22 protein-coding genes are annotated in these 26,379 nt (G+C 44.9%); 20 read left to right on the top strand and 2 right to left on the bottom strand.

All coding sequences use genetic code 11. The features are described 5' to 3' along the window. Positions 1 to 42: 42 nt before the first annotated feature. The 9 genes from R8695_RS13700 to recQ all read left to right on the top strand — a co-directional run bounded on the left by R8695_RS13700 (position 43) and on the right by recQ (position 8,412). Positions 43 to 321, top strand: coding sequence for a BMC domain-containing protein (locus tag R8695_RS13700; protein ID WP_118511141.1), 279 nt, complete (start codon positions 43 to 45; stop codon positions 319 to 321). 69 nt (positions 322 to 390) lie between these two features. Beyond that, positions 391 to 1,002, top strand: coding sequence for a phosphate propanoyltransferase (gene pduL / locus R8695_RS13695; protein ID WP_416385734.1), 612 nt, complete (start codon positions 391 to 393; stop codon positions 1,000 to 1,002). A gap of 67 nt (positions 1,003 to 1,069) precedes the next feature. Further along, complete coding sequence (locus tag R8695_RS13690; protein ID WP_118511068.1) at positions 1,070 to 1,336, top strand: EutN/CcmL family microcompartment protein; 267 nt, start codon at positions 1,070 to 1,072, stop codon at positions 1,334 to 1,336. A 4-nt stretch (positions 1,337 to 1,340) separates the two neighbouring features. After that, positions 1,341 to 2,669 (top strand): 4Fe-4S dicluster domain-containing protein, encoded by a 1,329-nt coding sequence (locus tag R8695_RS13685; protein WP_118511066.1) that lies wholly within the window; start codon positions 1,341 to 1,343, stop codon positions 2,667 to 2,669. A 16-nt stretch (positions 2,670 to 2,685) separates the two neighbouring features. Next, complete coding sequence (locus tag R8695_RS13680) at positions 2,686 to 3,234, top strand: BMC domain-containing protein (protein WP_118511064.1); 549 nt, start codon at positions 2,686 to 2,688, stop codon at positions 3,232 to 3,234. Between the two features lie 71 nt (positions 3,235 to 3,305). Then, positions 3,306 to 4,070, top strand: coding sequence for a DeoR/GlpR family DNA-binding transcription regulator (locus R8695_RS13675; protein WP_118511062.1), 765 nt, complete (start codon positions 3,306 to 3,308; stop codon positions 4,068 to 4,070). A gap of 25 nt (positions 4,071 to 4,095) precedes the next feature. Continuing rightward, entirely contained in the window at positions 4,096 to 5,247 is a 1,152-nt protein-coding gene (locus R8695_RS13670; RefSeq protein ID WP_154779637.1) for a 1-propanol dehydrogenase PduQ, read from the top strand. Positions 5,248 to 5,364: 117 nt separating this feature from the next. Further along, positions 5,365 to 6,471: a cob(I)yrinic acid a,c-diamide adenosyltransferase gene (locus tag R8695_RS13665; RefSeq protein ID WP_154779638.1), complete on the top strand. Its 1,107-nt coding sequence runs from the start codon at positions 5,365 to 5,367 to the stop codon at positions 6,469 to 6,471. 102 nt (positions 6,472 to 6,573) lie between these two features. Continuing rightward, positions 6,574 to 8,412 (top strand): DNA helicase RecQ, encoded by a 1,839-nt coding sequence (gene recQ / locus R8695_RS13660; RefSeq protein ID WP_118511056.1) that lies wholly within the window; start codon positions 6,574 to 6,576, stop codon positions 8,410 to 8,412. A 280-nt stretch (positions 8,413 to 8,692) separates the two neighbouring features. Here the strand turns inward: recQ and R8695_RS13655 are convergent, their stop codons facing one another. Then, positions 8,693 to 9,541 (bottom strand): AraC family transcriptional regulator, encoded by an 849-nt coding sequence (locus R8695_RS13655; RefSeq protein WP_118511054.1) that lies wholly within the window; start codon positions 9,539 to 9,541, stop codon positions 8,693 to 8,695. A gap of 194 nt (positions 9,542 to 9,735) precedes the next feature. Here R8695_RS13655 and R8695_RS13650 point away from each other — a divergent pair, with 194 nt between their 5' ends. The 3 genes from R8695_RS13650 to R8695_RS13640 all read left to right on the top strand — a co-directional run bounded on the left by R8695_RS13650 (position 9,736) and on the right by R8695_RS13640 (position 15,033). Then, complete coding sequence (locus R8695_RS13650; protein WP_118511052.1) at positions 9,736 to 11,532, top strand: L-fucose isomerase; 1,797 nt, start codon at positions 9,736 to 9,738, stop codon at positions 11,530 to 11,532. Positions 11,533 to 11,710: 178 nt separating this feature from the next. Further along, the gene (locus tag R8695_RS13645; RefSeq protein ID WP_243139445.1) at positions 11,711 to 13,978 is read left to right on the top strand and encodes a C1 family peptidase; all 2,268 of its coding nucleotides are present in this window, start codon (positions 11,711 to 11,713) and stop codon (positions 13,976 to 13,978) included. A 26-nt stretch (positions 13,979 to 14,004) separates the two neighbouring features. After that, positions 14,005 to 15,033 (top strand): hypothetical protein, encoded by a 1,029-nt coding sequence (locus R8695_RS13640; protein WP_154779639.1) that lies wholly within the window; start codon positions 14,005 to 14,007, stop codon positions 15,031 to 15,033. Between the two features lie 164 nt (positions 15,034 to 15,197). Here the strand turns inward: R8695_RS13640 and R8695_RS13635 are convergent, their stop codons facing one another. Continuing rightward, positions 15,198 to 15,641, bottom strand: coding sequence for an RbsD/FucU family protein (locus R8695_RS13635; RefSeq protein WP_118511048.1), 444 nt, complete (start codon positions 15,639 to 15,641; stop codon positions 15,198 to 15,200). A 316-nt stretch (positions 15,642 to 15,957) separates the two neighbouring features. Between R8695_RS13635 and R8695_RS13630 the strand changes: the two genes are divergently transcribed. The 8 genes from R8695_RS13630 to R8695_RS13595 all read left to right on the top strand — a co-directional run bounded on the left by R8695_RS13630 (position 15,958) and on the right by R8695_RS13595 (position 26,293). After that, entirely contained in the window at positions 15,958 to 16,809 is an 852-nt protein-coding gene (locus tag R8695_RS13630; protein WP_154779640.1) for a class II fructose-bisphosphate aldolase, read from the top strand. 5 nt (positions 16,810 to 16,814) lie between these two features. After that, positions 16,815 to 17,834: a LacI family DNA-binding transcriptional regulator gene (locus R8695_RS13625; RefSeq protein ID WP_154779641.1), complete on the top strand. Its 1,020-nt coding sequence runs from the start codon at positions 16,815 to 16,817 to the stop codon at positions 17,832 to 17,834. Positions 17,835 to 17,860: 26 nt separating this feature from the next. Beyond that, positions 17,861 to 19,369 (top strand): xylulokinase, encoded by a 1,509-nt coding sequence (gene xylB, locus R8695_RS13620; RefSeq protein WP_118511042.1) that lies wholly within the window; start codon positions 17,861 to 17,863, stop codon positions 19,367 to 19,369. A gap of 92 nt (positions 19,370 to 19,461) precedes the next feature. Next, entirely contained in the window at positions 19,462 to 20,511 is a 1,050-nt protein-coding gene (locus R8695_RS13615) for a galactitol-1-phosphate 5-dehydrogenase (RefSeq protein WP_118511040.1), read from the top strand. 100 nt (positions 20,512 to 20,611) lie between these two features. Next, complete coding sequence (locus R8695_RS13610; protein ID WP_154779642.1) at positions 20,612 to 21,622, top strand: aldo/keto reductase; 1,011 nt, start codon at positions 20,612 to 20,614, stop codon at positions 21,620 to 21,622. Between the two features lie 264 nt (positions 21,623 to 21,886). Then, a complete protein-coding gene (locus R8695_RS13605) occupies positions 21,887 to 23,506 on the top strand; it encodes a response regulator (RefSeq protein WP_154779643.1) in 1,620 nt (539 codons plus the stop codon). Next, complete coding sequence (locus R8695_RS13600; RefSeq protein ID WP_154779644.1) at positions 23,503 to 25,329, top strand: cache domain-containing sensor histidine kinase; 1,827 nt, start codon at positions 23,503 to 23,505, stop codon at positions 25,327 to 25,329. The genes R8695_RS13605 and R8695_RS13600 overlap by 4 nt, the downstream gene beginning before the upstream one ends. Beyond that, the gene (locus tag R8695_RS13595; protein WP_154779645.1) at positions 25,316 to 26,293 is read left to right on the top strand and encodes a substrate-binding domain-containing protein; all 978 of its coding nucleotides are present in this window, start codon (positions 25,316 to 25,318) and stop codon (positions 26,291 to 26,293) included. The genes R8695_RS13600 and R8695_RS13595 overlap by 14 nt, the downstream gene beginning before the upstream one ends. Positions 26,294 to 26,379: the final 86 nt, after the last annotated feature.

The raw sequence follows: 26,379 nt of genomic DNA, 5'->3' as shown, positions 1-26,379 counted from the left end.
GAAAAGATAACGAAAACAGTATCTCATAAGGAGGAAAAAATTATGACACAGGAAGCATTAGGAATGGTTGAAACCAGAGGACTTACAGCAGCAATCGAAGCAGCAGACCAGATGTGCAAAGCTGCAAACGTATCATTAGTAGGAACAGAGAAGATCGGATCCGGACTTGTAACAGTTATGGTTCGTGGAGACGTAGGAGCTGTTAAATCTGCAGTAGAAAGTGGAAGTGCAGCAGCATCCAGACTTGGCGAATTAGTAGCTACACATGTAATCCCGAGACCACACACAGATGTAGAGAAAATCCTGCCTGTATTAAAATAACAGATCCGCGATTTCTGACAGAAAGCAGGTGTATTCTTGGAAACCAATAATATTGAACTGATCACCAGAATGGTGATCCAGGCAATCAACGAGAATGATAAAAGGACCAATGGATTCGTAGTTCCCATTGGAGTTTCTGCAAGACACATCCATCTGACACAGGAACATGTGGAAGCATTGTTCGGACCAGGCTATCAGCTTACAAAGAAAAAAACACTGATGGGCGGTCAGTTCGCTTCCAACGAAACTGTGACTATTGTAGGCCTGAAGCTTCGTGCCATCGAGAATGTAAGAATTCTCGGACCTGTGCGTAAAGCTTCACAGGTAGAGGTATCTGCGACAGATGCCATCAAGCTTGGAATGAATGTTCCGGTGAGGGAGTCCGGAGATATTGCCGGAAGTGCCCCTATCGCGATCGTAGGTCCGAAAGGTGCCGTATATCTGAAAGAAGGATGTATCGTGGCAATGCGCCATATTCATATGTCCCCGAAAGATGCACAGGCTGCTGGTGTGAAAGACGGCGATATCGTATCAGTGAAGGCTGACAATGAGAGAGGAACGATCTTCAATCAGGTCAAGATCCGTGTGGATGACAGTTTCACACTGGAAATGCACATTGATACAGACGAAGCAAATGCAGCGAGAATTGCCACAGGCAATACTGTTACAATAATTAAATAATTATATTTTCTGTTTGCCGGCGGGAAATCCCGCCGGCAATGGAAGTATAAAAATACCGGAGGCTCATATGATTGTAGGCAAAGTAGTAGGAAGTGTGGTTTCCACACGGAAATGTGAAAAACTGATAGGAAGCAAGTTTATGATTATCGAGCCGGTGCATCATATGAAAGGTGACCTCAGCCAGATCGTGGCGATCGATATGATCGGTGCGGGAATCGGCGAATATGTATTGGTGGCACAGGGAAGCGCAGCGAGAATTGGCTGCGGCGTAGAAACAGCACCGGTGGATGCGGCGATCGTTGGTATCATTGATGACGGTGCAGGATTGGAGTAACGCCATGGAAATCAAAGAATTACAAGATATTATACAGCAGAATGGTGTAGTTGGTGCCGGTGGAGCGGGATTTCCTACTTATATGAAGCTCACAGACAAGGCCAATACCATTCTTATGAACTGTGCGGAGTGTGAACCATTACTGAAATTACACAGACAGTTATTGGAGAAACACGCATACGAAATTATGAAAACATTCCATATGATCCAGGAGACGGTAGGTGCTTCTGAAGCTATCATTGGAATCAAGAAATCTTATGTACAGACAATTCGTGCGTTAAATCAGCACATCGAAGAATTCCCGGGAATGAGACTCCATCTTCTGGATGAAGTATATCCTATGGGAGATGAGGTTGTACTCATTTATGAGGCAACCGGACGTGTAGTACGGCCGGGAGGACTGCCTATTGAGCAGGGAGTAGCCGTATTCAATGTTGAAACTGTTTATAATGTATATCGTGCTGTAGAAGAGAAACAGCCGGTTACAGACAAATATGTATCTGTTGTTGCAGAAGTCAGTGACCCTGTAACAGTGAAAGTTCCTCTTGGATGTACACTGGAGGAAGTTGTGGCACAGGCAGGTACTGTAACAGTGAAGGATCCTGTTTATTTCGTTGGCGGACCGATGATGGGACGCATTGGAAATGGATCTGATCCTGTAACAAAGACAACAAATGCGATTTTGGTTTTACCAAAAGACCATCTTATTGTAGCGAAGAAGCAGCGGACTTCTTCTATAGATCTGAAACGTGCAGCATCTATCTGCTGTCAGTGCAATACCTGTACAGATTTATGCCCACGTCATAATCTGGGACATCCGATTGATCCAGCGAAGTTTATGAGAGCCGCTTCCAATCATGATTTCAGAGACCTGAATCCATATCTGGATGCCTCATTCTGCAGCTCCTGCGGTGTGTGCGAAATGTATTCATGTCCGCAGAGTCTGGCTCCGAGAAGCCTTCTGGCAGATATGAAAGGCGGCCTGAGAAAGGCTGGCATCCGTCCTCCACAGGGCGTACAGCCGAAACCGGTACAGGAATCCAGAGAATACCGTAAAGTTCCTGAAGAGCGTCTGATGGCACGTCTCGGACTTACAAAGTATGACAAAGATGCTCCACTGAATGAGGAACTTGTACAGGTTAAGAAAGTAAAAATATTACTGAGCCAGCATATTGGTGCACCTGCCCAGGCAGTTGTCAAAGCTGGTGATCAGGTAACAAGAGGACAGATGATCGCACAGCCTGCACAGGGCTTAAGTGTGGGAATCCACGCCTCTGTCAGCGGTAAAGTCACTGAAATAACTGACCGTTACATCATTATTGCAGTAAAGTAGAAAGGACGTGCACAAAATGAGTAAAGCAATCGGAATGATTGAATTTAAGACCACAGCTACAGGCGTTACTGCAGCAGATGCTATGGTAAAAACATCTGAGGTAGAGATCGTCGAGGCACAGACCGTATGTCCTGGTAAATATATTGCAATTATTACCGGTGACTTAAGTGCGGTGAAAGCAGCTGTTGATGCTGCTGTAACTACATATGAGGAGAAATGCATCGACAGCTTTGTGCTGGGCAATCCTCATGAATCTATTTTCCCGGCTATCTACGGAACCACACAGGTGGAAGATGTCAGTGCACTGGGAATTCTGGAAACTTATGATGCAGCTTCAATCATTGAGGCAGCAGACCAGGCAGCCAAGACTGCTATTGTTGACCTGATCGAACTTCGTATTGCCAAAGGTATGTGCGGAAAATCCTATATGATGATAACAGGAGAGGTTTCCGCAGTAGAAGCTTCTATTGAGAGAGCGAAAGAACTGGTATCTGCCAAAGGTATGTATCTGGATTCTTCCGTTATCGCACATCCTGACAGAAGAATGATCGACAGTATTCTGTAATATCCAGGGTCGAAAATTTTTTGACCCTGACATTCCATAAAAATATTTCCTCAGAAAAGGAGGCAGAAACAATGCTTGCACTGGAGAGAAGAAATCTGATTCTCGAAAAATTACAGGCAGATAAGCGGGTGGTAGTCAGCGAACTGAGCCAGCTTTATAATGTCTCTGAAGAGACCATACGCCGCGATCTGGACAAACTTGAAAAGGAAGGACTTGCGATAAAGAGCTATGGCGGTGCTGTGATTAATGAGGATATAAGCATTGATTTACCTTTTAATGTCCGCAAGAACCAGAACGTTTCAGGAAAGCAGAGAATGGCGGAAATTGCTGCTTCTCTTGTAAATGATGGGGATCATATTTTCCTGGATGCCAGCACAACAGCAGTATTTGTGGCGAAGGCACTGAAAGAGAAAGAACGTCTGACAGTGATCACGAATTCCATGGAGATCCTGCTGGAACTTTCAGATGTGTCCGGCTGGAATATTATTTCCACAGGAGGAGTGATGAAAGAAGGCTATCTGGCTTTCCTTGGATCCAAGACAGACGAATCCATCCGCTCCTACTATGTAGATAAAGTGATCTTTTCCTGCAAGGCGCTGGATCGTGAGTGGGGGATTATGGAATCACAGGAATCTTTCGGTTCCACGAAAAGAGCCATGATGAGTTCCGGTCATGAGAAGATCCTGGTTGTGGACAGTTCAAAATTTGACCAGACTGCGTTTTCTGTTGCAGGTAGCCTGAAGGATGTAGATATAGTTGTAACAGATACAAAGCCTGCGGACAGGTGGAGGATATACTTTGAAAAATTAGGTGTAGAGTGCAGATATCCTGTCTGATACCGGAGAAAAGGGGTATTGTAATATGAAGACTTTTGAAATGAAAACAGCAATCCATTTCGGCAGTAATGCCCTGGACAGACTGAAAGAAATACCATATAAAAGGGTACTTGTCATCACCGATCCGTTTGTGGTGCAGAGCAGTATGATCGATCTAATCACAAAGCCTTTAAGCAGTGGAGGGATCGAGTATGATATTTTCCATGATGTAGTTCCGGATGCTCCCATAGATAAGATTGCAGAAGGTGTAAAAAAATTCCTGCAGTATCAGCCGGAGGCAGTTATTGCAGTAGGCGGCGGTTCAGCCATTGACTCTTCCAAAGCAATCCGTGAGTTTGCCTTGAAGATCAATAATTACGGCAAGGTAGGCCTGATCGCGATTCCTACTACCAGCGGAACAGGATCAGAGGTTACTTCCTTTGCGGTTGTAAATGATACCAATGCGCATATAAAATATCCGCTGATTTCTGACAGCCTGACTGCAGATGAAGCGATCCTGGATGCAGAACTTGTAAAAAGTGTTCCACCTGCGATCACAGCAGATACAGGAATGGATGTTTTTACACATGCACTGGAATCTTATGTGAGCATAAACCACAATGAATTTTCAGCAGCACTTGCGGAGAAAGCGGTAGAGATCTGCGGCGAATTTCTGTTGAGAGCATATCTGGATGGAAGTGATATGCATGCACGTCAGAAGATGCATGTAGCCTCCTGTCTGGCAGGACTTTCCTTTAATACAGCAGGACTGGGAATCACACACAGTATGGCGCATCAGCTTGGCGCAATGTTCCATATTCCTCATGGAAGAGCCAATGCCATGCTTCTTCCGCATATTGTAGAATTCAATTCAGATATCAACAAACACAGTAAGAGCCAGGAAACCTATCTTCCGGCTGTAGACAGATATGCCAGCATTGCACATATCCTTGGATTGAATAATTATAATAAGGTCATGACAGTGCGCTCCCTGGTAAACTGGATTCAGTTTATGCAGAAGGAAATGAACATTCCGCTGACCATCGAGGAACTTGGTACAGTTACACCAGATGCATATTTCGGAGCTATTGACAAGATGGCAGATGCAGCTCTGGCAGATGCATGCACAGCAGCGAACCCGAGAGTTCCTACCAAAGAAGATATTGTGAAGATCTATAAGAAATTATGGTCATTCTAAAACAGAAAGGTCTGGCCGGAAACAGCCGGACCTTTTATATCTGAGCAGGATGAAACGTAGTAAATGCAGGTAGTGCTGTACTGCCGCTGAAACCAGATAACAGGAGATGAACCGCAGATGAGTATTTATACAAAAAGAGGAGACAAGGGAATTACAGACATGGCACGTACCAGAAATATTTCCAAGTCGGATGACCGCATCCAGCTTGGCGGTGCTGTAGATGAACTAAGCAGCCACATTGGTCTGATGCTCAGTATGTTTGGGTTCGTAAATTCTTATGATCCTCAGGAAACGGTTCAGTTTCTGGAAACAATACAGAAGAATCTGGATCTGATCACAGCGGGAGTAGAGGACCCTTATAACCGGGAATGCAGGATAAGCGAAGAACAGGTGACAGCTCTGGAAACAGAGACAGATCATCTGGAAGAACTTTGTAAGCAGCCTGTTTCCCATAAACTTACAGGAAGAAGCAGTCTGGCAGCAGAAATTGATATTACAAGGGCAGTTGCCAGAAGAGCGGAACGGTGCCTGGCACAGGTAAGTGTGAAATTCGGAGCAGACACAGAGAGTAAGAAGTATCTGAACCGTCTGTCAGATTATCTGTACCTTCTGGCAAGATACACAGAAGAAAAAGAAGAACTGCATACAGATACACAGAAGCCTGCAGCAGGTGGAAATTCCGGGAAAGTGCCGGAAATGGCAACAGCGCCGGTACAGTCAGAAACAGCAGCACCAGCAGCACCAGCCGGAATCGGGCTGAATGCCGTGAACGAAGCAGTGATTCAGGAGGTTTTAAGACGTATGGGAGTGCAGACCAGAATTACATTGGAAACTGCGAAAAAGCTCATTGACAGAATCGAGCAGGAAGCTTTGCGCAGGGGAGAACGCGCGGTAATTTCTATATGTAATGCAGAAGGAAATCCGGTGGCAGTTCATGTAATGGATGGAGCATTTCTGGTAAGTTTTGATGCTGCTATGAAGAAAGCATACACAGCTGCAGCAGTAAGAATGTCTACCATGGAATTTGGGAAAATGGCTCAGCCTGGAGGAACCTTTTTCGGTGCAGATAAACTTGATGATGGAAAGATCGTAATTTTCGGCGGCGGTGTTCCGCTGAAAATAGGAGATACCGTGGTCGGAGGTCTGGGAGTCAGCGGCGGCACCGGTGAAGAGGACCACAGTCTGGCAGAGTATGGACAATCTATTTTAAATGAGGTACTATAAGAGACGCAACTGTTAAATTACACAGCAGCTAAATTACACAGCAGCTAAATTACACAGCAGCTGCGTAGAGACAGAAATAAAGAGAGAGGATCATCCGAAAAATTGACGAAAAATCAAATACTGAAAAAATATTTTGGATACGATACATTCAGAGAAGGCCAGGAAGAAGTGATCGATGGGATTCTTTCAGGCAGAGACGTACTGGGAATCATGCCCACAGGAGCCGGCAAATCTTTATGTTATCAGATTCCGGCACTGATGATGGGAGGAATTACACTGGTGATTTCTCCCTTAATTTCGCTTATGAAAGATCAGGTAAGTGCATTGAACCAGGCAGGAATCCTGGCTGCTTATCTGAACAGTTCCCTGACTGTGAACCAGTATTATAAAGTACTGAACCTGGCGAAAACAGGGCGCTATCCGATCATCTATGTAGCACCGGAGCGCCTGTTAAATGAAGAGTTTCTGGATTTCGCCCTTCATGTGGACATTTCCATGGTTGCTGTAGATGAGGCACATTGTGTATCTCAATGGGGACAGGATTTCCGTCCAAGCTATCTGAAGATCATGGAGTTTATAGATAAACTTCCACGGCGCCCGGTAGTCAGTGCATTTACAGCTACAGCTACCAGAGAAGTAAGAGATGATATCATAGATATTCTCAAACTTCAGGATCCCTTTGTGACAACAACCGGATTCGACAGGGAGAATCTGTTTTTCTCAGTGCAGACGCCGAAAGACAAATACGGTTATGTTTGTGAATATGTGACAGAGCACAGAGAAGAAAGCGGGATCATCTACTGTATCAGCCGAAAGCTGGTGGAAGAAGTATGCGGAAAGCTGATAAAAGAGGGATTCTCTGTCACCAGATACCATGCCGGGTTATCAGACGAAGAGCGCCGGAACAATCAGGACGACTTCATTTATGACAGATGCCGGATCATGGTAGCTACCAATGCATTTGGAATGGGAATTGATAAATCGGATGTGCGGTATGTGATCCACTATAATATGCCGAAGAATATGGAGAGCTATTATCAGGAAGCAGGGCGTGCAGGACGTGACGGGGAGCCATCCAGATGTATTCTGCTGTACAGTGGTCAGGATGTGATCACCAACCGGTTCTTCATTGAGAATAACCAGGAGAATCAGGAACTGGATCCTGTGACCCGTGCGCTGGTTCAGGAGCGGGATGAAGAACGTCTGCGCAAGATGACGTTTTACTGTTTCACCCATGAGTGTCTCAGAGACTATATTCTGCGGTATTTTGGAGAATATGGATCCAATTATTGTGAAAACTGCAGCAACTGCCTGACAGAGTTTGTGGAAACAGATGTGTCAAAAGAAGCAGGGGAGATCATCCAGTGTGTAAAAGCCTGCCATCAGCGCTATGGGGTAACGGTGATCCTGGATACTCTTCGGGGAGCCAGCACTGCGAAGATACGACAGTACCAGATGGAGGAGAATCCCTGCTATGGAAGCTGCAGAGAAATCCCCATTTACCGTCTTCGCCAGATCTTTCATTATCTTCTGGAAAAAGGATACCTGTCCCTTTCCAACGATGCATATACATTGGTGAAACTGACCGGCCAGTCAGAAATATTGTTGCAGCCGGATGCTGTGCTGATCATGAAAATGGCACGGGAAGAGAAAAAGAAACCCAAAACAGAGAAAGAATCAAAGAAAACAAAGACAAAAACTTCCGGTGTACTTTCCCAGGAGGACGAACCGCTGTTTCAGAGGCTGCGTCAGCTGCGTATGGAAATTGCCAGAGAAGAGAAGGTGCCGCCGTATATTGTATTTTCTGATAAAACCCTGGTACATATGTGTATCATCAAACCTCATGATAAAGAAGAAATGCTGACAGTATCCGGTGTAGGAGAACATAAATATACGAAATATGGGGAGAAATTTCTCAGGAAGATAAACAATACACAGTGAAATACTGTCGCCTGCTGTCCACATTCCCCGGATAAACGGGAACGATTTTCATTGTAATCTGCATTCAGGTCTGTTAGAATAAATACAGTTGCTGTGAAAAGCAGAGAACAACAAAAGACATCATCTGTAAATCATATCTAAAACTTTTTTTGAACCAGGTCTTTTACAAAAGAAAATACCGTTCAGGTATTTCTCATAGCTTCTGAAACGGACACAGTCAGAAGAACGGCTACATAAAACCGGGGCACTCCTGAAGCAGGAGACTGCTCCGGTTTTCGTTTTATCTTCGCTTATATTTCCCAGGGGTGATCCCCTTGTATTTTCGGAAAGTCCGGATAAAGTAGCTCAGATCATTAAAGCCATTGCGGTAAGCAATCTCTGTAATAGAGTCGTCTGTAGCTGCAAGCTGGTAACAGGCTTCTTCAATACGCTGTCGGTTTAGATAATCCATAGGAGTTTGATGGGTCATTTCTGAGAAAAATCTGCAGAAATATTTGGGGGACATGGAAACGGAGGCAGACAGCTGCTGCAGGGTGAGAGGGCTGGCATAATTCTTCTCGATGAATTCCAGAACCTGTTTCAACTGCAGAATGCGCTTGTAATCCCGACGGGCCCTGGTAGGATTTTCCACAAAGTAATGATTACTAAAAACCAGACCGAAAAAGTGGTAAAATTGTCCAAATACAATCAGCTCATATCCTGGATTTTTGCTGTACATCGCCTGAAATAAAGAAGAAACACAGCTTAAGATTTCCGGCTGTTCTGCTGTAAAATGAGAAAAAAGCATCATTTCCTGGTGAAGGATCTTCTGAATATATTCCCCGCAGACCGGATTGTTTTTCAGAAAAGTATTGATATCAAAAACAATACATTGATAAACACAATCCTCAGGAATTCCGGAATGAAGGATTCCACTATGTACAAAAATAACATCATTCTCATTGGCAGTAAAACTTTTTTCGTCTAAAGTGACGGTAAGAGAACCTTTCAGAATACGAATGATCTCATATTCCACATGCCAGTGGTAAGACATGACATATCTGGGATGGTTCTGACCAATATGGTGAAACTCAAAAGGAAACTCATAAGTGCCTCTTGGACGGTCTTCGTTGCGGTCTATATCATGCAAAAAAATATCCTCCTTTGAAAAATTTACAGAAATTTTATGATTAAAACAGAAAAAGTGAATATTGTACTGTTTTTTGCTATTATAACACAAGTAATTTCAGAAATGCAATTATATAATAGATATCAGTAACAAGCTATTGGGGAATAGCAGGAGAAATCCTGCATGGAGATTATATTATCAGGAGGTATTTTATTATGGCAAAGAGCAGATTAATCGGCAGCTATCCGGTAATTGGAATCAGACCTACTATCGATGGTCGTAGAGGAGCATTAGATGTTCGTGGATCTCTGGAAGAGCAGACCATGAACATGGCGAAATCCGTTAAGGAATTATATGAAGCAAACTTAAGATATTCTAACGGCGAACCAGTGAAAGTTGTCATCGCTGACACAACCATCGGACGTGTTGGTGAAGCAGCTGCATGTGCTGACAAGTTCAGACATGAAGGCGTTGATATCACAGTAACAGTTACACCTTGCTGGTGCTATGGTGCTGAGACAATGGATATGGATCCTCAGACGATCAAGGCTGTATGGGGCTTCAATGCTACAGAGAGACCTGGTGCTGTTTACCTTGCATCTGTTCTGGCAACACATGCACAGAAAGGTCTGCCTGCATTCGGTATCTACGGACACGAAGTTCTGGATGCTGACGACACAGAGATGCCGGAAGATGTAAAAGAGAAAATGTTAAGATTCGGACGTGCAGCAGTAGCAGTAGCTACCATGAGAAACAAATCCTGGCTGCAGATCGGTTCCGTTACTATGGGTATTGGTGGATCTATCATTGATCCTGATTTCATCGAATCCTATCTGGGAATGCGTGTAGAATCTGTTGACGAGGTTGAGATCATCCGTCGTATGACAGAAGGCATCTATGATCATGAAGAATTCGATAAAGCTATGAAATGGGCAAAAGAGAACTGCACCATCGGTTTCGACAAGAACCCACCTGAACTGCAGATGACAGAAGAGCAGAAAGAAGAGCAGTTTGAATTCGTAGTTAAGATGGCTGTTATCATCCAGGAACTTATGAATGGATGCGACAAGCTTGATCCTAAATTCTCCGAAGAAGCAATCGGACATAACGCTCTGGCAGCTGGTTTCCAGGGACAGAGACAGTGGACAGACTTCTATCCGAACGGTGACTTCGCAGAAGCTATGCTGAATACTTCCTTTGACTGGAACGGAGCAAGAGAGCCATACATCCTGGCTACAGAGAACGACGTACTCAACGGCCTTGGAATGCTGTTCATGAAACTCCTTACAGGACGTGCTCAGATGTTCGCAGATGTTCGTACATACTGGAGTGCAAATGCTGTGAAACGTGTTACAGGATATGACCTGGAAGGCGTTGCAAAAGAGAACGATGGTATCATCCATCTGATCAACTCCGGTGCATGCTGCCTTGACGCTTCCGGTGTTGTGAAAGATGAAAACGGCGAAGGCATCATGAAAGAATGGTGGAATGTAACAGAAGAAGATCAGAAAGCCATCATGAAAGCTACTACATGGAATGCAGCTGATAACGGATACTTCCGTGGAGGCGGATTCTCATCCAGATTTGAGACAAGAGCTACCATGCCTGCTACAATGATCCGTCTGAACCTTGTAAAAGGACTTGGACCGGTTCTTCAGATCGCAGAAGGATGGACAGTAGAACTTCCGGAAGATATATCTGATACACTTTGGAAACGTACAGACTACACATGGCCATGCACATGGTTCGTTCCGAGATGCGATGGCAAAGACGGTGCATTCAAGAGTGCATACGATGTTATGAACAACTGGGGTGCTAACCACGGTGCAATCTCCTACGGACACATCGGTGCAGATCTGATCACAATGTGCTCTATGCTGAGAATCCCGGTTTGCATGCACAATGTACCTGAGAAAGATATCTTCCGTCCGGCAGCATGGAATGCATTTGGAATGGATAAAGAAGGTGCAGATTTCAGAGCTTGTAAGAACTATGGACCTCTTTACAAATAATAACAACAGATAAATAAAATTCCTGAAAATACCCGTCTCTTTGATACAGAGGCGGGTATTTTCAGGAACAGAGTTACTGCTTGAATTTTACTGCCAGAACAGATATAATGGCATTATCTTATGATGCCGGGACTGCGGAAGTTCCGGGTCTATTTTAATGATTGGAGGAAATAAAGGAATGAGGATATTTCCCATATTTCTCGCATGTTCCATGGTTCTGTCCGGAACACCTGTGATGGCACAGGAAGAATTCGGATCCGGCGTGGAAGAAATACAGCAGGATAACACTAACGGGGCTGAAGAATTTCTGGCAGATTTCAGCATGGAAGATTCAGAATTTACTGCAGAAGATGAGACAGAAAGCTTTCAGTCTGGAGAGGAATTTCAGGATCATGAGGATTTCCAGAACGGAGAAGAAAGTATATCCGAAGGAATCCGCTATATCAAAGGACGTCCTCTGACAGAAGAGGAAAAAGAAGAGCAGCTTGCTCCGATCAAAGAACTGACACCTTTGGATCCGGGAATTCAGGTAGACAGTGATCTGGAATCTGTCTATTCTGCATACGGAGAGAGAGCGGCATCTTACCCGGAAACCTATGATGCCAGACAACTGGGGGTAGTCACTGCAGCGAAAAACCAGCATCCTTTCGGTACCTGCTGGGCATTTGGCCAGGCGTCCCTGCTGGAGACCTCCCTTCTTTCTCAGGGAAAAGGGGAATACGACCTGTCAGAAGAACATCTGTCTTATTTCTTTTCTCACAGGGAGAATGATCCTCTGGGAAATACGACGGGAGACCAGAATATTGTAAACGGCGATTATCATGAAATCGGTGGCAACGATTATCTGGCATCCATTTTCCTCTCAGGATGGTCAGGAATGACTACAGAGGACGATGTGCCGTTCCCTACAGATGAGACCCATACCAAAGATCTAACACAGCCTGTTGGAAGTGATAAGGCATATCATGCAGCTGCATACCTGAAGAATGCTTATTTCTCAGGATATTCCGTAAACAGAATGAAGCGGATGATCACCCAGAATCAGTCTGTATCAGTGATGTTTTATATGGGAACTTCTTATTACAATGCAGATACAGGCGGCTACAGTGATCTGACAACCCGATCTGGCAAACGTATTAACCATATCGTGACGATCGTGGGATGGGATGACAATTATTCGAAAGATAATTTCCTTTCGAAGTCCAAGGTCACTGCAGACGGAGCATGGATCGCCAAAAACAGCTGGGGCAGTGACTGGGGAGATGAGGGCTATTTTTATCTTTCCTATCAGGATCCCAATATCAGCAATCTGGTGGCAGCAGAAGCCTCTGCCGTGGAAGATCAGCAGTACAAAAACAATTATTTTTATGATGGATCCTCCGCAGTTACTACAGTGCAGATAACAACGGGAGAGTCTGTGGCAGCGATTTATATCGCAGAGGCAGGAAAAGGGAAACAGGAGTCTCTGGGAGAGATCAATGTTACTTCATTTACGGACAATTCTTCTTATGCCATACAGATATACACCGGTGTAACAGACAGCCAGAATCCGGAGAGCGGAAAAGCAGCCTACGCCCAGCCTTATGAATTCACCCAGTCCATAGCAGGGGTACAGACCATAGAGATCCCGGAAGTGACACTGTTTCCAGGTGAAAAATATGCGATAGTGATCCGCAACAATGGCAGCAAAACCATAAAATTCGGTGTAGAAGCGTCTGCGCAGTACAACAATGCAGACGGAAGCACCTGGTTTGAATCACAGGCAGATATTCAGGAAGGCCAGACCTTTTATAAAGAAGCTGGGGACCAGGGCGCATGGCACGATACGAAAGAAGAGAACTGGAGTGCAAGGATCAAAGCACATACCAGAACCCTGGATACGTATGGAACCATAAAACAACCCAGTTTCCAGGTAAAAGCAGAACAGGATTCCAATACCGTATCCTGGAAAAAAGTATCCCACGCTGCAGGCTATAATATATACCGAAGACCAGGAAAAGGGGGCAAATGGAGCAAGATTGCTTCTGTCAGCGGTTCTGTCCTGAAATATAAAGATATGAAGATAACCCCAGCCCAGTCTTACCGATACACAGTCCGTGCCTGGTATAAGGCAGGAGGGAAAACTTATTTAAGCAGCTATACAACCGGGGAAGTGATCAAGGCAGTTCCTGCGAAGCAGACCATCACTTCTGTGAAAAAAGAGAGCAAAGGAATCCGTATCCGCTGGAAAGCGCAGAAGAATTGTGACGGTTATCGCATATACAGGAAGATAAAAGGCGGAACTTATCAATCAATTAAAGTAATTTCCCAAGGAACTGCAGCAACATATCTGGACAAAACCGCTAAGAAAGGTGTATCATACTATTATGCGGTAAGGGCGTATGTGAAAGAACCTTACGGAAGATCCTACAGCGGATATAAAAGCTCATCTGCTGTGAAACGTTGAAAATGAAAAAGTGAAGGACAGAAAGTATGAAGAAAAAATGGGGAATCATTGTGGCGTTGCTGTGCAGCCTGCTGCTGGCAGTGAACGTCTGGGCTGATGATGGTGTCAGCCAGGATCCGGAGTATGTAACGGATTATTATATGATCGTGCAGAGTCCGGATGGAGGAGTGTATATTTATTCAGAAGCAGATCCACAGAGCAGCAGGCTGAATGAGAAACAGATCGTAAACGGAACTGCCATTCATATTCAGGGAGAGAAGACCGGTACTGACAATAAGAAATGGGGATATACACAGTACCATGGAATGAATGGATATGTGCCTATGGATAATCTGGATCCTGTAGACAGAGCGAAAGCCATCGAGTCAGAATTTAAGACCTTTGGCGGCGAGGACGTAGACCTCCAGGTAAAGGTACAGACAGAAGACGGAAACGCAGATCTTTATAACGGACCAGGTGAGAAATACGGAGAAGTCGCAGGTTCTGATGGAATTGCAGATGGAACGGTCGTACATATCTCACAGCAGATCCACGGTGAAGACGGTGTGAACTGGGGAAAAGCAGATACAGATCCAGAAGGCTGGCTGAGTCTGGACCGTGATACAGATTATCAGTCCGAGGTAGTTGACATGCAGGGTGACAGCGCTCAGACAGCAGCTGAGAAAGAAACAACACCAACTCCGAAAGCTACCTCTACGGAAGAAACAACACCAACTCCGGAGGCCACTCCTACAGAAGAAGTGACACCAACTCCGGAAGCCACTCCTACAGAGGAAGTAACACCAACCCCGGAGGCTACTCCTACAGAGGAAGCTACACCGACTCCGGAAGCGACGCCAACCCAGGAAGTAACTCCTACAGAGAAGATCACTCCCACAAAGGAAGCCACACCAACAAAAGAAAGCACAAAAGACAGCCAGGATGATACAAAGAAAGCGTCTGGTGAGAATGTAAAAGCAGTCGGCGGGTTCCATAGTCCGGTGACCTGGATCAGTATTATCGGGATCATTGTGATCGTTATCCTGATGATCTATTTTCTTAAAAAGAAAAAATAAGGATGGATGATTCCTATTGAACAGTAAATAGAATAAAAAAGAACAGCTGCACCAAAATGGTGCAGCTGTTCTTTTTTGGAAAATGTGTGTATAATTGAGACAGTTCAAAGGAAACTTCGAATTGTCCTAATTATCGAAGTAATAAATGAAAGGCAGACCTGTGGTTATTTGTTAACTACAACACCCTTCTGAAGCATTACATTGGCATACAGTGCTTTCTCACTGGTGGAGATAATGCAGTATGCTTTCTTTGCTTCTTCATAGAAAGCGAAACGCTCGATATTGCCGATGGCTTTCTCACCACGCTGGTCATGTTTGGTTACGATTTCTTTATAGGTATCCCAGATTGGAGTTTCCACATCATCTCCAGGCATAACTTCCATGAGATTGACAGGATGCTCTACATAAGTATCCAGAGGAAACAGCTGAAGGATCGCATCAAGGATCTCCGGTACGCCATGTCCGTCACAGCGGATGGTGATGGCATTCTTTCCCATGGATTCAACCGGGAAGTTGCCATCTGCGATCACAAGACGGTCACTGTGTCCCATTTCACATAAAACCTTTAATAATTCCGGTGATAAAATTTCAGGAATTCCCATTAACATAAGTAATTACCCCTTTCAAAATAGAATCTGCAGTTACGGCTCACTCACTATCCCTGAAAATGAACACTGTAACAGAGCAGTTACTGTCCATACGTCACTGTGTACGGAATGAACAGTAGTATTTGTACACTCACTTATAACTAACAGTTTACAATCATCAGCACCATTAATCAAGGTAAAATTTTCCAGAAAAAGATAAAATTTTTATAGTTGACAGTAGAGAGCATGGGCTGTATGATAATCTAAAACAGAAACGTTTCGGTTTTGGAACGAAAAGACATAAATCACCATATTTCGAAAACAGGAGGATAAAAAAATGCCATTGGTTACATCTGAGGAAATGTTATTAAAAGCGCAGAAAGGCGGCTATGCAGTAGGTGCATTTAATGCAGAGAACATGGAAATGGTCAAGGCGATCATTCAGGCAGCAGAGGAATTAAAAGCACCTGTCATGATCCAGACCACACCGTCTACTGTGAAATACGGAACACTGGAAACTTATCAGGCTATCGTAGCAGCAGAAGCAGCGAAAGCATCTGTACCTGTATGCCTTCATCTGGATCATGGCAGTAGCTTCGAACTGGCAATGCAGGCTCTGAATGCAGGATATACCTCTGTTATGATCGACGGTTCGAAACTGGACTTTGAAGAAAACATTGCAGTGAGCAAAAAGGTCGCTGATGTGGCAGCAGCCATCGGTGTTCCATGTGAAGCAGAACTTGGCAAGGTAGGCGGCAAGGAAGACGATCTGGAAGCAGAAGCAGATACCAACACAGACCCAGCACAGGCAAAAGAATTCGCAGAGCGCACAGGTGTTACTTCTCTGGCAGTAGCCATCGGAACAGCACACGGCTTCTATGTAGGAACTCCAGTCCTTGACAAAGAGCGCTTAAGCGAGATCCGTAAAGTAGTAGATATCCCGCTGGTTCTTCATGGCGCATCCGGACTTACAGATGAAGATGTAAGTGACTGTGTGAAACGCGGTATCTGTAAAGTAAACTTTGCCACAGAATTACGTGCCGCCTATTCCAAAGCTGTAAAAGAAACCTTCGCAGAAAACCCGGATGTATTTGACCCGAAAGTATATGGCAAGGCAGGAATCGAAGCAGTGAAAGAACTTGTCAAAGGACGTATGAAAGTCTGCGGTTGCGACGGAAAGGCTGAGTAAATTTTATGGCAGCAACCATGAAAGACATTGCCAGACGTACAGGACTGGGGCTTGCCACCATTTCCTCTTATTTTAACGGAGGAAATGTGAGGGAAAAAAACAGGATCAAGATCGAAGAAGCAATCGAAGAACTTCACTATGAAGTCAATGAAGTGGCAAGGGGATTAAAGACCAATGCTACCAGGACCATCGGTGTGGTGATCCCGGAGCTGGATCAGATCTTCTGTACACAGATCATTATCGGGATCGAGGATATTTTGCGCAGCCATGGATATGCCACCATTGTATGTGACTGCCGTACAGACAAAAAGAGGGAAAAAGACGCAGTGGATTTCCTTATGCGCAAAAGGGTGGACGGGATCATCAGCATGCCTGTAGATGAGACAGGATCGCATCTGAAATCCTTCTATAAAACAGGGAAACCTGTTGTGCTTATAGACCGTAAGATCCCGGGAATCTCCAGTGACTGTGTTCTGGTAGACAATGAGAAAGCAGCAGAAAGGGCAGTGGATCTTTTATTTGAAAAAGGACACAGAAACATCGGACTGATCGGCGGTCCCCGTGAGATCTACACAGCCCAGGAACGTCTGCGGGGATACTGTAATGCCCATAAAAAAAGATCCATTCCGGTTCAGGAGTCACTGGTGTACCACGGAGACTATACCATGCAGGGGGGTGTCCGTGCACTGGAGGATCTGGTGAAAAGAAATCCCCATATGACAGCAGTATTTGTGGTGAATTATGAAATGACGATGGGTGCTGTGATCGGTGTGAATGAACTGGGGATAAAGATTCCCAGGGAACTGTCCCTGGTGGGATTTGACAACAGGGAGTTTGCCAGGGCATGCAGCCCCAGACTTACCATTGTAACCCAGCCTACCCAGCAAATCGCCCGGAGAGCGGCAGAGATCATGCTGGAACGTCTGGACGCAGGAAACGGGGTTGAAGAAAGAAACTATATAACGGAGAAATTGCAGACAGAGATCGAATTGGGGAAATCTGTCAGGGATATCCGTGAAATATAAGAAACGGATAAGGAATTGGGGGAATCATGAAAGGGATCTATTTACTTGGAATTGATATAGGAACAAGTGCCTGTAAGGTAGCAGTTTTTGACCGGGAAGGACAGGTAAAGGCAGCGGCAACAGGTGACTATCCGGTGTATTATCCCAGAGAAGGCTGGGTGGAACAGAATCCGGAGGAATGGTGGGAGGCTGTATGTCAGGCCATCCGGGAAGTTCTTGAGAAAGGCCAGATCGCGCCGGAAGAGATTGCAGGGATCGGGATCGACGGTCAGAGCTGGTCTGCCATTGCCATTGATAAAGAGGGAAAGGTATTAACCAATACACCCATATGGATGGACACCAGAGCACAGGAAATCTGTGACCGTTTGAACAGAGAAATGGGGGAGAACGAAATTTTTGCAGTAGCAGGAAATTCCCTGCAGCCATCTTATACCACTACGAAAATTCTCTGGTATAAAGAGAATCTTCCCGAAATTTATAAAAAAATCTATAAGATCCTGCAGTCAAACAGCTATATTGTCTATAAACTGACAGGCGCCATTACGCAGGATGTTTCACAGGGATATGGACTTCACTGTTTCGATATGCACACCGGAACATGGGATCTGCAGATGTGTGAGAAGCTGGAAATTCCGGCAGAGTTTTTGCCCGAAATCTGCTCCTGCGATACCATCGTGGGGACAGTGACAGAAAAAGCGGCACAGCAGTGTGGATTAACAGCAGGGATTCCCGTCGCAGCAGGAGGACTGGATGCAGCCTGCGGTACGCTTGGGGCCGGAGTGATCCATCCGGGAGAAACACAGGAGCAGGGTGGACAGGCCGGCGGAATGAGCATCTGCACAGACAGCTATCAGGCAGATCCCAGACTGATCCTGGGCTTTCATGTAGTACCCGGACAGTGGCTTCTGCAGGGCGGAACGACCGGCGGCGGTGGAGTGATGCGCTGGTTTGAACGGGAATTTGCAGATTACGAGAGAATGATGAAAGAAGAAACCGGCAAATCTTCCCTGGATCAGCTGAATGAGATCGGGGAAAAAATCGCTCCGGGCTGTGACGGTGTAATTTTTCTTCCGTATATGGCAGGAGAGCGTTCCCCAATTTGGAATCCTCATGCCAAAGGTGTATTCTACGGTCTGGACTTTTCGAAGACAAAGGGGCATATGCTGAGAGCCTGCATGGAGGGAGTAGCTTTTTCCCTGCGCCATAATCTGGAAATTGCAGAGGAAGCAGGTGCTCATGCAGAAGTGCTCCGGGCAATGGGTGGTTCCGCGAATTCCCTTCTCTGGACACAGATCAAATCTGATGTAACCGGAAAGCCGGTGGAAGTGCCTGCTTCAGATACAGCCACAACCTTGGGTGCCGCAATCCTGGCAGGAGTTGGGGTTGGTTTTTATAAGGATTATGAAGAAGCAGTGGCGCTGACAGTGAAAGAGACAAGAAAGCACATGCCGGATCCGGATAAGAAGGCAGTATATGACAGAGCATATGCCAATTATCTGGAGCTGTACAGATCACTGGAACATATGATGAAATAAGAATAAAAAGTTGCAATAAATAAAGAATCTGTTATAAGCAGCAATATAAGAAAGCGGATCAGAACTATCCGCTGAAATGGAGGCACAGAGCAATGAAAGCAGCAGTTGTAGTAGCAAATGAAGATGTACGTTATCAGGAAGTAGAAGAACCTCAGGTAAAACCGGGCTGGGTAAAAGTAAAAGTAAAATGTTCCGGTATCTGCGGATCAGATGTTCCACGTGTACTGCATAATGGGGTGCATTTTTATCCCATCGTACTGGGACATGAATTCTCCGGAGATGTAGTAGAAGTGGGCGAAGGTGTTACGAAGGTAAAAGTGGGGGACCGCGTATCCGGTGCACCGCTGATCCCATGTATGAAATGTGATGACTGTCAGAATGGCAACTTCTCTCTCTGCAAACATTACAGCTTCATCGGTTCCAGAGAGAACGGAAGTAACGCAGATTATGTAGTGATCCCGGAGCAGAACGCAGTACCATTTGATCCATCCATTTCCTATGAACAGGGTGCCATGTTCGAGCCATCCACAGTTGCCATTCATGGTCTGCTCCAGAACGATTATCAGGGCGGCCAGTGTGTAGCGATCCTTGGAGGCGGAACCATCGGTATGTTCACCATGCAGTGGGCAAAGATCTTTGGTTCTAAGAAAGTGGTAGTGTTCGATATCAGTGAAGAACGTCTGGATCTGGCGAAACGTCTCGGCGCAGATTATGTGATCAATACAAAAGAAGAGGGATTTATGGAGAAAGCAATGGCCCTCACGGACGGAAAAGGATACGGTTATGTATACGAGACAGCAGGACAGGTTCCAACTATGCATATGGCATTTGAACTGGCTGCAAACAAAGCACATGTCTGCTTCATCGGAACTCCTCATGAAGAACTGAGCTTTACACAGAATCAGTGGGAAAAAATGAACCGTAAGGAATTTAAACTGACAGGATCCTGGATGTCCTACAGTTCTCCATTCCCGGGAAAAGAATGGAATCTGACTGCACATTATTTCGCAACAGGCCAACTGAAATTTGACCAGGCACTTATTTATAAAAAGATTCCGATGAGCCAGGCACAGGAAGCATTCCAGCTTTACAAGACACCAGGTCTGGTAAAAGGAAAGATCCTTCTGGTAAATGAAGACTGAGAATTTAAGAAAGTTAAGAAAGCAGTAAAAACTATACAGGGAAAATAAAAAAGCTGATGTATGCAAAAATCTGTCAGCAAGATCAGAGGAGGTAAATCAAATGACATTTATTGATCCAGCTACTGTTCCGCAGAGAACACTTTACACAGGAGCCAGGATGCCGGCAGTGGGAATGGGAACTTTCGGAAGTGACCATGCAGATCCGGAAGAAGTATCCGCATCTGTAGCAGGTGCGATCCGCGTAGGTTATCGTTCTTTTGACTGTGCAGCATGTTATGGCAACGAAGACCAGATCGGAAAGGTTTTCGCACAGGCATTTGAAGAAGGGGTGGTAAAGAGAGAAGAACTCTTTATTGCATCCAAGGTATGGAATGATATGCATGGAAAAGGAGATGTTCTCCTTGCATGTGCGAAATCCTTAAGAGACCTGGGACTGGACTATCTGGACATGTACTATGTACACTGGCCATTCCCCAACTATCATGCCCCACACTGTGATGTAGATTCCCGTAATCCTGACTCCAAACCATTCTCAGTGGACCGTTTCATGGCAACCTGGAGACAGATGGAACGTCTGGTAGATATGGGACTGACGAAACATATCGGTATGTCCAATATGACGATCCCGAAACTGGAAGCAGTATTACCGCTTTGCAGGATCAAACCTGCGGCTATCGAGATGGAACTTCATCCATGCTTCCAGCAGCCGGAACTCTTTGACTACTGCAGAGAACATGGCATTGAAGTAGTAGGTTTCTGCCCCATCGGTTCCCCGCAGCGTCCGGAGAGAGACAAGATGCCGGAAGACATTGCGGACATTGAACTTCCGGAAATGAAGAAAATCGCAGAGGCACACGGAGTACATCCTGCAGTGATCTGTATTAAATGGGCAGTACAGAGAGGGGCTTCCCCGATTCCGTTCTCATTAAAAGAGAAAAACTATACCATGAACCTGAAATGTGTCATAGAGGATCCGCTGACAGAAGAGGAGATGGAAACCATTCGTTCCCTGGACAAAAACAACCGTCTGATCAAAGGCCATGTATTTCTCTGGAAAGGTGCAAAGGACTGGCATGATCTCTGGGATGAAGATGGCGTGATCGTGAAATAAAAAGGAAAATCCTGAAATATAACTACATAGGACAAGATGAGGGTGCGGCATAAACGTACCCTTATTTTGTATGAACTATACAAAAATAAAAGATAAAAATTGAAAAATTAGTATAAATATGATATGATAATAAAAATCAGATGACCAATCGGACAGGAGATATCCGATGATTTTTTTACAGACAGAAAAACAGTGGCTGCCGGAAATTGGGGCAATAGCAGCACCTGGACAATCTGCCTGATCTTATGGGGGATAAAACTTAATATGTATAAAATATTATTGGTAGACGACGAGATTCTGGTCAGGGATGCGATTCGTGAAAATATTGACTGGAAAGGTCTGGACTGTGAACTTGTGGGGGATTGCGAGAATGGCAGGCAGGCTGTGGAGTTTGTACAGAACCATGTAGTGGATATCGTTTTGACAGATATCTGTATGCCTTATATGGACGGCATGGAACTCAGCGAATTTCTTCATGATAATTATCCGGATATTCTGATCGTCATATTCAGTGGATTTGGGGAATTTGAATATGCGAAGAAGGCGATCCGGTACAATGTCAGTGAGTATATGCTGAAGCCGGTTACTGCCATGGAACTGGCGAGAGTCATAGAAAGCATGAAAGAGAAGGTAGATGCAAGGAAAAAGGAACAGCAGAAAATGGAATCCCTTGCCCAGACCTCTCAGGATTATCACAAAAATGCAGATGTGATCCGGTCAAAGGCACTGGAAACACTGGTAAACTGTACCCGGGATGTGCAGGTAAGCCTTACGGAACTGAAGAAGCTGGGGATCTGTTTTGACTGTCCCAGTTATAGGGTAGCTGTTTTTGACATGGATACGTATTCGGAACTGTATCAGGTGGATATGCATAAACAGCAGGAAAGTGCCCTGATGTCCTTTGTCCTTTTTAATGTAAGCAATGAGATTGTTACTAGGGAGAACGCAGGGGTTTCCTATCAGGAGGGAAGCAACCGGGTCTGTATCATATTTGCAGGAAACAGGTCCAGAGAGTTCTCAGAACAGATCCACCGTATCTGCAGGGAGATCCGGCAGAAGGTAAAAGAAGTGATCGGAATTGAGACTTCTATTGGAATCGGTAAATGGGTAAGATCCCCCCAGGAACTGATCTATTCCTATAAAGATGCAGATAAGGCCATCAGCTACAGATATCTGCTGGGGGGAAACCTGCTGTTTGACATGGAAGAGAAGAAGACAGACAACAGTATTAATCTTATCCGGATACTGGAAGTGCTGACAGATGAAATAAAGGCGGGAAACAGGCAGAAAGTCGTTGAGACCATGGATCAGATCGAGGAAGAGATCAAAGGTGCAATGGTAGAGAAAAGTTATGCCTGCATTTACCTTCAGCAGGTGATCCGTGCCATTGGAAATACCTGTCAGTCCCTCAGCGATGACCCGGAGAAGATCATCGTGCAGAGAGAGAAGCTCCTGAAAGCGGTTACACAGGAGAAAACCTTTGACAGGGCAGCTGCACTGGTGAAAGAGTATGCGAAGGATGTATTTGAGTCTCTTCAGAATCTGAACAGTTCAAGCGGACAGAAACAGGGAATGCTTGCATTGGATTACATACAGAACAATTATATGGATCCGGATCTGAACCTGAACAGTATCTGTTCTTATCTGAACATCAGTACCAGTTATTTCAGCACGATCTTTAAGGAAATGACAGGGGAGACATTTATCGAAGTGCTTACCAGGACCAGGATGGAGAAGGCGAAGGAACTGTTGGAGAATACAACCATGAAGAACTATGAGATCGCTGAGAAAGTAGGTTTTTCAGATCCTCATTATTTCGGAATTGCATTTAAGAAAATAACTGGAAAAACAACTACAGAATATGCAAGGGAGAAACGCCGATGAAGCTGAAAGGAATAACCGGAAGGATTCCTTCGAAATTTAAAAGTATCCAGAGTTCTATTTTCTGCGCGGTTTCTGTTCTGGTCCTGAGTGCGGTGCTGGTGGTAACTCTGGTGTCTCTGCGGTATACCAATTCCTCCATTTATGAGAACTCAGTCATGTATACCCAGACCATCATCAAACAGCTGAACCAGAATATTGATTCCTATATCAGTTATATGGATAATATTGCGTCGCTAATTGCAGGGAGTGGAGATGCTTACAAATATCTTTACAGCAGCAATGGACGCGGCGCCATAGAGAATGAGAATTACAGTGAATACAGACACCGTCTGGTTGAGCAGTTTAAGACCATCCTCAAAGGAAGACCGGATATCAGGAATATCGGGATCGTCAGAGAAGATAAGAACAGTCCGCTGCTGTTTGATAATGGATTATCAGTCCGCAATCCCTATCTGGATCTGGCGACTCAGCCATGGTATCGGGATGCAGTGGGGAAATTTGACGAATATAATCTGACATCTTCCCATGTACAGCATGTGATCAAGGGAGAACGTCCGTGGGTTATCACACTCAGCAGAGGAATCCATAATTACACAGGGCAGGGCGCAGATGACGGTGTTGTATTTATTGACTTGAATTACAGTGCCATCAGTGAGCTGTGTGCCCAGAGCAGCATGGGAGATAAAGGATATGTTTTTATTCTGGACCAGGATGGAAATATTGTTTATCATCCTCAGCAGCAGCAGCTCTACAATGAACTGCAGACAGAGAACATTTCACTTGTAATGAATGCAGAGTCTGATATTGTCACTGCAGAGAGCGGAGATGATGAGAAGATCTACGCACTTTCCAGGTCGAAAACTACGGGATGGACCATTGTGGGATGTATGAACATGTCGGAACTTCTGCGAAACAGCAGACAGACAAGAAGCATTTATGTGCTGGTGGCTATGGGACTGATCATTGTGGCACTTCTGATCTCCAGCATTATTGCGAAAAATATCACGTTGCCTATCCAGAAACTCCGTGATTCCATGAAGAGTGTTCAGAAAGGAAACTTCCATATAGAAGATATTGAAGTGATCTCAGATAATGAGATCGGAAGCCTTACACGTTCCTTTAATGTAATGACGCACAGGATACAGGATCTGATGGAACAGAATGTGAAGGAACAGGAGCAGAAGAGAAAGATAGAACTGAAAGCGCTTCAGTCCCAGATCAATCCCCACTTCCTGTACAATACCCTAGACTCTATTATCTGGATGGCAGAGGGAAAGAAAAACGAAGAAGTAGTTATAATGACAGCTTCTCTTGCAAGGCTTCTCAGGCAGAGCATCAGTAATGAAGAAGAGCTTGTGACCATCGGCCAGGAGGTGGAATATGTCAGAAGTTATCTTACCATCCAGAAGATGCGTTATAAAGACAAACTGGAATTTAAAATTGATGTGGATCCGTATATCACCCATGTTCCAATCATCCGCCTTGTACTGCAGCCGATCGTGGAGAATGCAATTTATCATGGCCTGAAATACAAGGACAGCAGAGGACTTCTGACAGTACATGGATACAGGAAAGATGAGAATGTAGTGATCGATATCATAGACGATGGCGTGGGAATGGATGAAGAAACGCTGAAACATATTTATGATAAACATAAAGTAAATTATCATTCCAATGGAGTAGGGGTTTATAATGTACAGCAGCGTCTGGTTTTATATTATGGAAAGGATTACGGTATCATTTATCACAGCGAAAAAGGAAAGGGAACCACAGCGTCTGTTGTAATTCCAGGAAAGCAGGAGGAATTCCATGAAAAGTCATAAAAAAGAAATTATCATCATTGCTGTTCTTATGGCTGCCCTGCTGGTGATATTTACCGGTCTGCTGACGCCGGAAGCTACCCAGACACAGGAATGTTCCATGATATATATTCCGAAGATCAAAGATGATGCCAATGATTTCTGGACAGAACTGATATCGGGATGTCAGATGGCAGCAGAAGAATATAATTCTGAACTTGAGATCATGGCACCGGCTAAAGAAGAGGATATAGAAGAACAGAATCAGCTTCTCAGGGAAGCCATTGAGAAGAAACCGGATGCCATTCTGTTTTCACCTTCCAGTATGAGCGCATCGGATGAGCTGTTAAAAGAAGCGAAGGATCAGGGAATCCGTATTACATATATTGATTCCTATACAGAAGAAGAAATTCAGGATCTGACAGTTGCTACAGATAATGTGGAAGCAGGCAGGATGCTGGGGAAATATGCCAGAACACTGTTAAATAAGGACTCAAAAATCGCCATTGTCAGCCATGTAAAGGGCGTTTCCACTGCAGTGGAACGTGAACAGGGATTTCGCGAAGGGCTGGGAGATTATGCAGATAATATCGTGGATGTGGTTTACTGTAATTCTCTCTATGAGAAATCCTATGAGCTGACCAATGAGCTGATGGAAAAATATCCGGATCTGGAGCTGATCGCAGGAATGAACGAGTATTCCGCAGTTGGCGTAGGCCGGGCAGTCTGTGATGCACAGGCCAAAGATCAGATTGCAGTGGTAGGCGTTGACTGTTCCCAGGAGGCGATTAACCTGATGGAAATGGGAGTCTACAAAGGGATCATCGTTCAGAAGGCTTTTCGTATGGGCTATATGGCAGTAGAAGAAACCATTCATATGTACAATGGGGATGCAGTGGAGAAAAATATAGATTCCGGCTGTGAGCTGGTCACTCCGGAGAACATGTACGACAGCGATATTGAACGGCTGATCTTTCCGTTTAACTGACTGAAGCGTTGAACCAACAACACAATACAGTACTGAAATTATGAAAAAGGTTAAATATTTCCGAAGGAAAGACCGGAAATATTTAA

It is taken from the genome of Blautia luti, assembly GCF_033096465.1.
In the GTDB taxonomy this organism is placed as follows: Bacteria; Bacillota; Clostridia; order Lachnospirales; family Lachnospiraceae; genus Blautia_A; species Blautia_A luti.
This window is presented reverse-complemented; position numbering and strand designations above follow the sequence as displayed.